Source organism: Veillonella atypica, assembly GCF_041431435.1.
Lineage (GTDB): Bacteria > Bacillota > Negativicutes > Veillonellales > Veillonellaceae > Veillonella > Veillonella atypica.
Genome location: NZ_JAPVXV010000007.1, coordinates 39,379 through 51,494, shown reverse-complemented (window position 1 = coordinate 51,494; position 12,116 = coordinate 39,379). Strand labels below are relative to the sequence as shown.

Below are 12,116 nucleotides of genomic sequence, written 5' to 3'. Positions count from 1 at the left end.
GCACAAGAACCATTCGTCCCGATTAACAGAGCTTTACAACCCGAAGGCCGTCATCACTCACGCGGCGTTGCTCCGTCAGACTTTCGTCCATTGCGGAAGATTCCCCACTGCTGCCTCCCGTAGGAGTCTGGGCCGTGTCTCAGTCCCAATGTGGCCGTTCATCCTCTCAGACCGGCTACTGATCATCGCCTTGGTGGGCCGTTACCCCTCCAACTAGCTAATCAGACGCAATCCCCTCCTTCAGTGATAGCTTATAAATAGAGGCCACCTTTCATCCAGTCCCGATGCCGAGATTGGATCGTATGCGGTATTAGCAGTCGTTTCCAACTGTTGTCCCCCTCTGAAGGGCAGGTTGATTACGCGTTACTCACCCGTTCGCCACTAAGATTGATAGAAGCAAGCTTCCATCGCTCTTCGTTCGACTTGCATGTGTTAAGCACGCCGCCAGCGTTCGTCCTGAGCCAGGATCAAACTCTCCAAGATATCTTGAAGCTATTTGAGTAGCTCAATATTTGTTGTCGTTACATTTAAGTAACTTTGAATTATGGTTGGTTTTGACTTTGTCAAAACCCGCACTCTGGCATATGTTCAATCATATGATTGATTACCTATCATTGTTCAGTTTTCAAAGATCTGTACATTAGAAGTTTTAACGTTCTAACGACTTTTTAAAGTATATCAGTCATCTCATAAAACGTCAACCACTTTTTTAAGAAGTTTTGTTTTATTTTTGACCACTTGTGTTTCCATAATATACTTACCATCATAACCAAATTCTCTAAAATTAGAGATAGAAAACTCACAAACTTTCGTTTGTGAGTTTTATTTGGTGGCTCATCCGCGACTCGAACGCGGGACACCCTGATTAAAAGTCAGGTGCTCTACCAACTGAGCTAATGAACCATGTTGGCAGGGGTGGCTGGGATCGAACCAGCGCATAACGGAGTCAAAGTCCGTTGCCTTACCACTTGGCGACACCCCTACAATGATTACGATGTGTAGGTTATGGGGTGAGTAGTGGGGATCGAACCCACGCGTAACGGAGCCACAATCCGCCGTGTTAACCGCTTCACCATACCCACCACCTTGTAGGTATCGAAGACACTGTCTTCGTAACAAAGAGAATTATATCTGTTTTAGAAGTTTGTGTCAATAACTTTTTCTAATTTCATTTAACTTTCAGTTTTGAAATTAACAAGCTATATACTTCTAATATAAAACTCTTTCACATCCTAATAAAAAGGAAGTACCACCGTTAAAATGTTTCTTAACGAATGGTGCTTCCCTATTATACATATAAATTATTTATTTGGCAAATAGTTTTTTACAAAATTTGGTAATGCAAACGCAGCCTTTTGAATATCCTTGTTATAGTACTTAGTTTCAAAGTTTTGTTCACGATTTGGTTCCCATGTTAATGGGTCGTATTTTTTAGATCCAATCGTAAAGCAATGCATCCCGGCCGGATAGATTGGAATGTATGCGGTGTACAAACGAGCGATTGGGAAATGATTGTTTACATAACCAAACACCTTCTCAACGAGCGGTTGATGAAGCATAGGAGATTCAGTTTGTTGTACAAATAGACCATCTGCTTTTAGAGCTTTCAACGTATTCTCATAAAACTCTTCCGTAAATAATCCTTCACCAGGACCAATTGGATCAGAGCAATCCACAATAATAACGTCATAGTAATCTTCAGCCTCTGCCATAAAGCCAATACCGTCACCAATCTTTACTGTTAACTTAGGATTGTTTTCAATCATAGCCTTAGAAATAGTAGGTAGGTATTGTTTTGCCAATTCTACAACTTTACCATCAATCTCAACCATGGTAACTTCTTTAACGCAATCATGGCGTACGCATTCTCTGGCTACACCGCCATCACCGCCACCGATAATCAGTACCCGTTCTGGATTTGGATGCAAAAACAATGGTACATGAGCAATCATTTCATGGTAGATAAACTCCTCCCGTTCAGACGTTTGGAATACACCATCTAATGCAAGCATCATGCCATATTCTTTAGACTTAAATACTTCAATTTTTTGAAATTCAGATTCACCAGAATAAAGTACCTCTTCTGCTTCAGCACTGAGACGTAAATGAGGCGTTTGCTCTTCTGTAATCCATTGACTCATAATAACCTCCTATATAGGTAGAGCGATAGCTTTCACCATCGCTCTCATAATACTAATATTATTTTTTAGTTATATAACAGAATCCACCGCCAAGGATGGTATCTTGCAACCAATGAACTAGTGAGAAATCACGGATTTCCCCTTCATCAAAAATACCACAACGAATATCATCACCATCCATGAACATCTTATAAATAGGCACCCAATGCCATGTATAGAGCGCAGGTTCTTTACCTTTATGGCGATTTAAGAACGCTACAGGAACATCCTGTGATAATGCATCGTGAATAAACTGCGCCGCCGCCTCTACTTCTACGCGGGATGCAGAAAAGGGAGATACATTAAGCATGTGTACCTCATAAGGCAAATTCTTATCATCAAACAAACGTCTAAGGCCGCGTTCCATCCATTGCGTTTTATAAACGCCACCACCAAATCTTGGTTTTACATAGTTCCACACGACATTCATACGTTCTAATGCTAATGTATGATTTGCCGTAGTAGACACATCTAATAGGCCATCTCGAAATTCAGAATAACTCAATACCTGTGTAGCCGATGTAGGGCCACAACCAGACAAACGTTGCCATTCATCATCAAACCATTCTTGATCATAGCCGTGTGATATAGTCCCATTTACATCGATATCAAGCCACTCCGGATGTTTAACAGATACATCATTCATGAGATTAACCTTCGATTACTTCCACTGTTTCCATGATATCGCCTTGATGGATACCATCAACTACATCCATGCCTTCGATTACTTTACCAAACACAGTATGTACACCATCTAAATGAGGTTGTGGTTCGTATACGATAAAGAATTGGCTACCTCCAGTATTAGGACCACGGTGAGCCATAGACAACGCACCGCGTTCGTGTTTATGAGGATTGCCAATCAATTCGTCTTTAATTGTGTAACCAGGACCGCCTGTACCATTGCCATTAGGGCAACCACCTTGCGCTACGAATCCAGGAATTACACGATGGAATGTCAATCCATTATAGAAACCTTTATTAATAAGGTCGATAAAGTTTTGTACTGTGCCAGGTGCTTCTTTATCAAATAATTCAATTACAATGTCTCCACCTTTTGCCATATGGATTTTTGCTTGTTTCATTGTTCAGGTACCTCCAAAATTGTACGCAACACATGTGCTGCTAATATAAAACCTGCCACTGGTGGCACAAAACTACATGTTCCCGGGCTCGTTGCTTCGCCGCGGAACTGTGGTTTTGTCGGTTTTTCTGTAGAAAATAAAACTAATTGTTTTTTTATACCCCGTTTCTTGAGTTCCCGGCGCATAACGCGTGCCAACGGGCATGTATGAGACTTATTGATATCTGCAATCATAAGTTTCTCTGGGTAAAAGCGATTACCGCCGCCCATACAGGAAATAACGGGGATGCTTTCACGTTGACAAACCTCGATAATATTGAGTTTTGCCGTTACCATATCAATGGCATCGATCACATAATCAACGTTCAAGCTTTGAATAAATCCAGGAGATTTCTCCTCAGTATACATAATATCGTGAGTTTCTATCACTACATCAGGATTGATGGAAAGAGCTCGCGCCTTTGCGACCTTAACCTTACGTTCTCCAATGGTATCGTGTGTCGTAATCATTTGACGATTCAAATTGCTGGGTGCAATGGAATCACCATCAATAATAACGATGCGCCCTACACCAGCACGTACTAGAGCCTCGAGGGCCCCACCGCCGACACCACCAACACCAAAGAGCGCAATAGATGTATCCTTTAATGTTTGGATTTTATCAGGTCCAACCAACCACTCCAAACGAGTTAACATATATTCCATTAATATTTACCCGCCGGAATGATTTCTGTCCAATATCCATCAGGATCAGCGATAAAATAAATACCCATGTCGGCATTTTCATAGGCTACAACACCCATCTCTTTATGTTTTTTTAGAGCTGCTTCGTAGTCATCTACATAAAATGCCAAGTGGAATTCATTATCCCCTAAATTATAAGGGCGATCCCAATCGCGCAGCCATGTAAGTTCTAATTCATGTGCCGTATATGGACTTTTTAAATATACAAGGGTAAAAGCACCGCTTGGGTCTTCCAAGCGACGAGCCTCTTCAAGCAGTAAGGCCTCTTTATAGAAGGCTAAACTCTTATCAAGATCCTTAACATTTATATTATTATGAGCAAATGAAAACTTCATAGGACCTCCTTATGTAAATACAGTATATTTTTGTAGGAATTATCCTCTTTTAATAGTATCACATTTTGTAAATTTATAGCTAGTTAATAACAAATTTTGCCGTACTGCCATCATCACCACGTGTGACCTCTAAATGAGCAGGTATACGAGTTTTCAATTCCGGTACATGAGAAATCATACCGATGAGGCGCCCCGATGATTGTAGTTGTACCAATGTTTCCATAGCGAGCTCCAATGTATCAGGGTCAAGTGTACCAAACCCTTCATCAATGAACATCGTATCCATATGAATACCACCGGCATAACTTTGAATCACGTCGGCAAGACCTAAGGCAAGTGCCATAGAGGCCAAGAATGTTTCACCACCAGACAAGGTATTCGCAGGTCTAGATTGTCCTGTGAAAGCGTCCATTACGGCCAAATCAAGGCCTTGCTTACCACGGCCGCCACCGGTATAGTCTGAACGCTCCAAAGAGTAACGGCTACGGCTCATCTTTTGAAGACGTAAATTGGCTGCATAAACAACCTCATCTAAAATGGCCCCCAATACATAGCGCTCAAAGGTGACATTTTTAAAACCTTGTTCACCCCCATTAGCGAGATCATTCAATCGACTTAAGAAGGCTACCTTCTCTCGGGCCTCACCCATAGCCGATTCAATTTCCTCTAGCGAAGCAAGTGTAGTTTCTATATGCTGTGTTTCTTTATCCCAAGCCGCTAAATGGCCCACCAATGTATCACGACGTTCTACCGCTGCATCATATACTTCATCCGAAACAGTATCGTTAGGTTTGACCACAGCCTCCGTAGTCTTTAGTGCCGCATCATATACAGCTTGTGCTGTACTAAAGGCCTCTTCCAAGTCATATAAATTAGATTTAAAATTCTCTAACGCATTAAAGTCACTCAATGCTTCTACAAAATCAATTTCACTTAACGATATAGATTGCAATGACTGTATATATTCCCCATGGAGAAAATCAAGATTCTTTTGTTCTTCTCTTACTTGAGAAGATAAGATTTCTAGTCGACCTCGTTTAGCACTTAGCTGCCCTCGAGCCTCCTCTAATTGTTTTGTAGTCACTGTTAACTGCGCATCATACTCTTTAATTTCTGATGCTAAGAATGTCACTTGCTTACGCCACAACTCTATATCCGTAGTAGGCAACGACTCTGATAAGGAATCTATTTTAGCTTGTACAGAACTGATACTAATCTCTAGTTCATGCAATGCTTTAAGCAATTCATTATGTGCAAGTTCTGATTTAGCCAACGTATCCTTAGCGGTGCTTAACCTACGCTCCGCATCAGAAATAGTATTGCCTAGCTGTTCAGATTCACCACGTAACGTTTTGAAGCGTTCCATTTGAGATAACAGAACTTGTTGAAGCGATGCAAAGTTTTCCTTAGAAAAACCATCTATAGAGGACTGAAGAATCGAAACTTGTGCGTCCATATGCTTAGATAATTCATGCATCCGCCCCACTAACGCATCCCTTTGACCAACTTCATTCGCTTGTTGTTGTAACGCTTTATCACGAATACCTCGAGCAGCTTCAACCTCATCCTTAGTAGGATATAATTCTGGCTTAGTTGCTAAATGAGGATGTTCTGTAGATCCACATACTGGGCAAGGCTCATCTTCTTTCACGAAAGGAACCAGTTCATACGCGCGCCCTTCTTGCATTAAATGCTCTAGCCGCTCTAACTGTACCTTCGCATCTTTCACTGTTGTATCCAGAGTTGATACCATCTCATTCTTAATGTCGATTTCTTTTTGAACCTGACTAATTTCTTCTACCAACTCAGAATATCTGTGCACATGATTAAGCTGTTCTTGAATAACAGGAACCTGCTCCAGTAGTGTACTATTCTCTTGAAAGCGTTTACGTAAACCCTCAATATCTACTTCTATCTGTTTGATGAGCTGGCGTTGTATCTCTAGGTCCGCTTCACTTTTTTTACTATCCAATTGTTTTACATTACCACGTAGTGTAGACATCTTTTTTTTCAACAATCCTAACTCATCAAACTTTTCAGACTGTTGTTGGAGTTGAGCCAAAGTAGTCCTCTTAGATTGTATCGTTTCAGCTTGAGATTCTAACGCTTCATGAACCTCTATACAGTTAGTCTCATGTTGAGTAGCAGTGTCCACACTTTTTTCTGCATCGGACAGTGCCCGTTCTAATGTTGTTAAACTAGACTGTTTATCAATGTATTGTTGATACAATGCATGAACTGGGGATAAGGAATTGAGGAATTGAACCTTTTCACGCAATTTTGTACGCTCAGGTTCTTTAGCTTTCACCAAATCTAATCGAGATGTAGCCTGTACTAGAGATTGTTGCGCTTGATTATATAGGGCCCACTCCTTACGCAAGGCATTAAATTGTTCTACTTCATTAACAGCCCTATCTCGTTCTACTACAAGTACATCACGATGTGATACTCGATTAGATAATAGTTCACGTACATGTTCGACAGTTAGCACCGGAGTCTCTTCATCGTGAGGAATAGACTGTATCAACGCCGTTTGTTTCATCAAATTTTCTTCAATGCCAGCTTTTGCATCATCATAAGCTGATTTAAGAGCCTCTTGTAGTTTTCGATATAACTCTGTTCTAAAGAGCGTATGTAGTAATTCCTCCCGTTCATTTGTAGAGGCCACAAGGAGTTTCCTGAATTCCCCTTGAGGCAATAGAACCACTTGTAAAAATTGATCTTTACGAAAACCTATGATTCGTTGAATCGTATCGCGAATGGCAGCCGCAGAGGTTGCGATAACCTTCCACTCACCATCTTTCATTTCGTATACAGTAGCGCTAGCGTTCTGTTCGCGCATACCGGTGCCACGTTTTTTGGCTACCATCTGTTTTGGTAGTCTTTCAACACGATATTGAGCATTTCCGATGGCAAAGGAAAAGTCTACACGCGTCATGCGCTCAGGTTCCGCAAAATCGCTGCGAATAGCATCGGTTTTCCGCACTTCTCCACTTGGCTCACCATACAAAGCATATACCATGGCGTCTAATATAGATGTTTTACCTGCCCCTGTCGGACCAGAGATGAGGAACATAGAATGATTTTCTAATTTACTAAAGTCCAATGTAACCGAATCTCGATACGGACCAAAGGCTTCTATAGTTAAAGATATAGGCTTCATCTAGTCCTCCTTTAAAATTCGATCCCATACAGAGTTGATATATTGTTGCTCACGCTCTGTTAAGGGGTTCTTCCACACGGTTTCAGCAAACTGATTAAATAATTCACGCTCGTTTAACTCTTTAAATACGGCATCTCCCATATCTACCACAGGTGTTGCTATGCGCCCTGCCAATTCAATGGTCATACATCGGTGATAGACCTGACGCAACTTAGCCATGCCATCCATGATAGGCATCGTATCTAGAAGGCGTGCCTGCACGTAATCATCCTTATGTTTCGTTTGGAGGGCTGTATTATTTAAAAGGTCCGCAAAATAACCTTCCAAGATGACTACATCGCGCTTCGCCTCTACAGGGATTGTACTAATATCTACCTTCCCCTTTTTATCCATATCAATAATAGTAAAAGATTTCTTCTGCGTATGCTCATCAAAGGAATACTTCAATGGCGATCCGCTATAGCGAATATGGTCTGCCCCCATCCGTTGCGGTCCATGTAAATGTCCAAGAGCTGTATAGTGAAAGTTTTTAAAAACGTGAGGGCTCACCTGTTCACTACCACCTACAGACAATGTTCGTTCCGAACCACCTACTTCGCCGCCCATTACAAAGGCGTGACTGATGGCAATGCTACGCATCTGTTTTGGCACTTGTTTATATAGATAATCACTCCAAGCCTGATACATTTGGTCATAATTATGTAAATTAAGTGCGACCGCTTCTTGATCCTTATCATCTACATAGGAAAATAAAGTATCATCAATCATATCCGTATCAACTGGTTTTGATTCACTGGAGTTCAGTCCCAAAGCGTCACCTATACGACGAGGTTCGCTAAACGGCATAGGACAAATGGCCACCCTACCATCAAAGCCTTCAAATTCAAAGGGTTGTAATGCATGATGAGGGGAGCCCCAAATATGAATGCCCGATTCACTTAGCATAGACCGTCCCACTTCAAGGCGTTCCGCTCCATCGTGGTTTCCACTCACTACAAATAGAGGAACCTTATAATCCATAGCGAGACGAGTAATGATAGAGTCCCATAATTCAATAGCTTCAATGGGTGGTACCGCCCGATCAAATACATCCCCTGCCAGCAAAATACCATCGATTTTTTCTTCTTTCAAAATAGTAAAGAACTGATGCTCCAACACATGAGCTTGGTCATCTGTTAAGTACTGACCATAAAAAATACGCCCTAAATGCCAATCAGCAGTATGTAAAAAACGCATTTCATCCCCCTTTCCAGTTCTCCCTATACCTTATATATTTAGTTTATACCAATTATTATATAACTCAATTTATTTTGCTTGATTATTGATTATCTACGATAGAGCGCAACATAGCAATTTCTTTTGCATAGCCATCTAATTCATTTGGCGTTTCCAAATAGAACGGCAAATTCGTCAGTTTAGGATGTGTCACAATACGAGCAATTGCATCGATACCGATATGACCTTCCCCAATTTTTTCATGACGGTCTTTGTGTGCTCCCATAGGATTTTTTGAATCATTCAAGTGAATCGCTTTCAAACGGTCGAGACCAACAATACGATCGAACTCGTCGATGACACCATCTAAATTATTAACGATGTCATAACCACCTTCGTGAATATGGCAAGTATCTACACAAACACCCATGTACTCTTTTAATTTTACACCGTCAATAATACGAGCAATTTCTTCAAAACGAGAGCCAATTTCCGTGCCCTTACCAGCCATAACCTCTAAAAGAACCGTTGTTTTCATGCCTGGGAATAAGATTTCATTCAAGCACTCCACGATGTATTCGATGCCTTGGTCAACACCTTGCTTTACATGACTGCCGGGATGAAAGTTATACATCTGGCCGGGTAAATATTCCATGCGTTCTAAGTCTTCTGTCATGGCTTGTTTTGCAAAAGCGCGCAAATCCTCCTTAGCTGCACACGGATTATACGTGTAAGGCGCGTGAGCTAACAAGGTACCAAAGTTATGTTCTTTCATATACGCACTAAGGCTATTCATGTCCTCCACATCGAGAGCACGCATGCTACCACCGCGCGGATTGCGCGTAAAGCATTGGAATGTATTGCCCCCAATTTTAGTGGCTTCCTTTCCCATATGTAAATACCCTTTTGATATAGATAAATGAGCTCCTATTGTAAACATTATATATCCTTTCAACTCTATATGACTCAAAAACCCCCTGCATGAGTATACGCAGGGGGCATCTGTTAGTGGCTTTCTTTTTTTGCACATTCTGGGCATACGCCTTCGAATGTAATTTGTTGTCCTGTAATTTGATAAGCACTAGCTTTTCCAGCAATATCAGCAATAGCATGTAGATCGACATTCATCATATCTTCTACCTTGTTACAACGAACACAGCGAATATGTGCATGAGCTGTTGTATCCCAATCATAATGTGCGCGTTCATCGCCCACTTCCAATACCTTAACAAGGCCAATTTTTTCAAAAATCTCCATTGTTTTGTATACAGTTGCTAAACTCATACTTGGATGTGTAGGACGCAAGCTATGATAAATCATCTCTGCTGTTGGGTGATTGTGATGACCACGCAAAGCATCATAAATTGCAATTCGTTGAGGGGTTACCTTAAACCCTTCGCTTCGCAAAATTTGTGCGATATCCATAATAATCTACCTTTCTCCACTTGGAAACATCTCGGTACTCTATCGTCCATTTTCAAACAATAATTATTATTTATTGTACCATTCTAGTAGATTTTAAGCAATAAAAAACGTGGATTTATACAATCCACGTTTTCATAACTTATGTTCAATAGCAATCCTACTATGAATATACATTAAACAAAGTTCATACCATATTAGTCTTTAAAGTATGGTTTAAAACCTTCGCTTTGATGACGAGGTTTACGATCACCTCTAGGACGGTCGCTACGACGATCATCACGGCGACGGCTATCACGGCGGTCACCTTTGCGATCATCACGACTGCGGCGCGGACGGTCATCACGACGACGATCACCATCGCGACGGCGGTCCCCATCTCTACGACGATCTCCATCACGACGTCGGCGATCACCACGACCACCTTCACGGCGACGACGCACGCGTAAAGGCTTTTCTTCTGTAATATTTACAGGTGTTGTATCCGGTTCTTTCGTAAGCAACTTAAGTGCTGCCGCAATCAATGTAACGGAATCAGTATCATTCAATAACTCTTCTGCATTCACCTTAAATGGTGCCAACTCTTCTGTATTGCCAGCCATTTCAATTAAGCTTTCAACAGCAAGACGTTGTTGACCTTCCAAAACTTCGCCCAAAGATGGAGCACGACGTTTCGCAATTTTACGTTTTGTTAAACGTTCAATAGCATGAAGGTGTTCAATTTCACGAGGGATAACAAATGTATAGGCTTCGCCTGCCTTACCTGCACGGCCTGTACGACCTACACGGTGCGTATAGCTTTCAGGATCTTGAGGCAAATCATAGTTATATACATGAGATACGCCGGAAATATCAAGACCACGAGCAGCCACATCAGTAGCTACAAGGATATCAATTGTACCTTCGCGGAATTGACGAATTACACTATCACGTTTTTGTTGTGATAAATCACCATGGATACCTTCCGCCATGTAGCCACGTTTTTTAAGGGCTTCTGTTACTTCATCAACACGACGTTTCGTACGCGTAAAGATGATAGCCAAATCTGGCGCTTGTAAGTCGAACAAACGGCACAACACGTCAAATTTTTGACGATCTTGTACCTCGATATAGTATTGTTCGATAAGATCCATCGTTACTTGCGTAGGTTTCATACGAATCAACGTTGGCTCTGTAAGGTATGTTTCTGCTAACTCGCGAATCGCCTTAGGCATTGTTGCAGAGAATAGCAATGTTTGGTGATCTTCTGGGATAGCCCCTAAAATTTTGTTGATGTCATCTACAAAGCCCATGTTTAACATTTCATCAGCTTCGTCAAGAACGACAATCTTAACGTCTTCAAATTTAATAGAACCGCGGTCCATATGGTCCATCAATCGGCCTGGTGTGGCAACAATGATTTGCGGATTCTTTTTCAATGCACGGAATTGACGGTTAATATCTTGGCCACCATAGATAGGTAATGCCGTAATATCCGTATACTGAGCCATTTTATTAAGCTCTTCTGCTACTTGAATAGCTAATTCGCGTGTAGGGGACAAAATCACTACTTGAACGTGACGATTACTGCCGTCTACGCGTTCCAATACAGGTAGGCCAAAGGCCGCTGTCTTACCAGTACCTGTTTGAGCTTGACCGATCATGTCTTTACCGCTCATGGCTACTGGGATAGCTTCCTGTTGAATTGGCGTAGGCTCTTCAAAGCCCATATCGTTTAACGCACGTAGAACAGGTTCGCTAATCATTAATTGTTCAAATTTTTCTAACATCTAAATGTGTTTCCTCCTATCGCGCACGAATTATGCGCGTTAGAATAGTATATCATATTTCAATGGTGAAAGCTATTACATCAAATGTATTTTCTAATGCATATATTCATGAATCCTAATCAACTATATGAGTAAACATATAATTTAGGTATAATATAATTAAAATAACTTCTAAAGAGCCCAACAAATTAATGGATACTCTTT

General features: G+C 41.2%; 10 protein-coding genes, 3 tRNA genes and 1 rRNA gene. All 14 read right to left on the bottom strand.

What is annotated here, in order from left to right:
• Window positions 1–483 (bottom strand): 16S ribosomal RNA (locus O3598_RS08915); the annotation flags it as partial.
• A gap of 344 nt (window positions 484–827) precedes the next feature.
• Window positions 828–903: transfer RNA gene (locus tag O3598_RS08910), tRNA-Lys, on the bottom strand.
• Window positions 904–907: 4 nt separating this feature from the next.
• Window positions 908–982, bottom strand: a tRNA-Gln gene (locus O3598_RS08905).
• Between the two features lie 24 nt (window positions 983–1,006).
• Window positions 1,007–1,082, bottom strand: a tRNA-His gene (locus O3598_RS08900).
• A gap of 219 nt (window positions 1,083–1,301) precedes the next feature.
• A complete protein-coding gene (gene speE / locus O3598_RS08895) occupies window positions 1,302–2,141 on the bottom strand; it encodes a polyamine aminopropyltransferase (protein ID WP_371452434.1) in 840 nt (279 codons plus the stop codon).
• A 58-nt stretch (window positions 2,142–2,199) separates the two neighbouring features.
• A complete protein-coding gene (locus tag O3598_RS08890) occupies window positions 2,200–2,826 on the bottom strand; it encodes a hypothetical protein (protein ID WP_060807569.1) in 627 nt (208 codons plus the stop codon).
• A gap of 4 nt (window positions 2,827–2,830) precedes the next feature.
• Window positions 2,831–3,265, bottom strand: coding sequence for a peptidylprolyl isomerase (locus tag O3598_RS08885; protein ID WP_005378394.1), 435 nt, complete (start codon window positions 3,263–3,265; stop codon window positions 2,831–2,833).
• Window positions 3,262–3,969 (bottom strand): tRNA threonylcarbamoyladenosine dehydratase, encoded by a 708-nt coding sequence (locus O3598_RS08880; RefSeq protein WP_371452432.1) that lies wholly within the window; start codon window positions 3,967–3,969, stop codon window positions 3,262–3,264. The genes O3598_RS08885 and O3598_RS08880 overlap by 4 nt, the downstream gene beginning before the upstream one ends.
• Window positions 3,969–4,343 (bottom strand): VOC family protein, encoded by a 375-nt coding sequence (locus tag O3598_RS08875; protein WP_005380323.1) that lies wholly within the window; start codon window positions 4,341–4,343, stop codon window positions 3,969–3,971. Before O3598_RS08875 ends, O3598_RS08880 begins: the two co-directional genes overlap by 1 nt.
• Window positions 4,344–4,422: 79 nt before the next feature.
• Window positions 4,423–7,506 carry an AAA family ATPase gene (locus tag O3598_RS08870; protein ID WP_371452430.1) on the bottom strand — a complete coding sequence of 1,028 codons (3,084 nt, stop codon included), beginning with the start codon at window positions 7,504–7,506 and terminating at the stop codon, window positions 4,423–4,425.
• Window positions 7,507–8,742 (bottom strand): exonuclease SbcCD subunit D, encoded by a 1,236-nt coding sequence (locus O3598_RS08865; protein ID WP_371452429.1) that lies wholly within the window; start codon window positions 8,740–8,742, stop codon window positions 7,507–7,509.
• Between the two features lie 82 nt (window positions 8,743–8,824).
• The gene (locus O3598_RS08860; RefSeq protein ID WP_371452427.1) at window positions 8,825–9,661 is read right to left on the bottom strand and encodes a deoxyribonuclease IV; all 837 of its coding nucleotides are present in this window, start codon (window positions 9,659–9,661) and stop codon (window positions 8,825–8,827) included.
• Window positions 9,662–9,726: 65 nt separating this feature from the next.
• Window positions 9,727–10,146 (bottom strand): Fur family transcriptional regulator, encoded by a 420-nt coding sequence (locus O3598_RS08855; protein WP_005379327.1) that lies wholly within the window; start codon window positions 10,144–10,146, stop codon window positions 9,727–9,729.
• 194 nt (window positions 10,147–10,340) lie between these two features.
• On the bottom strand, window positions 10,341–11,912 hold the full coding sequence (gene cshA, locus O3598_RS08850) for a degradosome RNA helicase CshA (protein WP_371452425.1): 1,572 nt from the start codon (window positions 11,910–11,912) through the stop codon (window positions 10,341–10,343).
• Window positions 11,913–12,116 lie beyond the last annotated feature (204 nt).

Bases quoted from the DNA above. Each gene is read 5' to 3' on its own strand.
- O3598_RS08855 (WP_005379327.1), bottom strand. From the start codon at position 10,146: ATGGATATCGCACAAATTTTGCGAAGCGAAGGGTTTAAGGTAACCCCT.
- O3598_RS08885 (WP_005378394.1), bottom strand. From the start codon at position 3,265: ATGAAACAAGCAAAAATCCATATGGCAAAAGGTGGAGACATTGTAATT.
- O3598_RS08890 (WP_060807569.1), bottom strand. From the start codon at position 2,826: ATGAATGATGTATCTGTTAAACATCCGGAGTGGCTTGATATCGATGTA.
- O3598_RS08870 (WP_371452430.1), bottom strand. From the start codon at position 7,506: ATGAAGCCTATATCTTTAACTATAGAAGCCTTTGGTCCGTATCGAGAT.
- O3598_RS08880 (WP_371452432.1), bottom strand. From the start codon at position 3,969: ATGGAATATATGTTAACTCGTTTGGAGTGGTTGGTTGGACCTGATAAA.
- O3598_RS08865 (WP_371452429.1), bottom strand. From the start codon at position 8,742: ATGCGTTTTTTACATACTGCTGATTGGCATTTAGGGCGTATTTTTTAT.
- cshA (WP_371452425.1), bottom strand. From the start codon at position 11,912: ATGTTAGAAAAATTTGAACAATTAATGATTAGCGAACCTGTTCTACGT.
- speE (WP_371452434.1), bottom strand. From the start codon at position 2,141: ATGAGTCAATGGATTACAGAAGAGCAAACGCCTCATTTACGTCTCAGT.
- O3598_RS08860 (WP_371452427.1), bottom strand. From the start codon at position 9,661: ATGTTTACAATAGGAGCTCATTTATCTATATCAAAAGGGTATTTACAT.
- O3598_RS08875 (WP_005380323.1), bottom strand. From the start codon at position 4,343: ATGAAGTTTTCATTTGCTCATAATAATATAAATGTTAAGGATCTTGAT.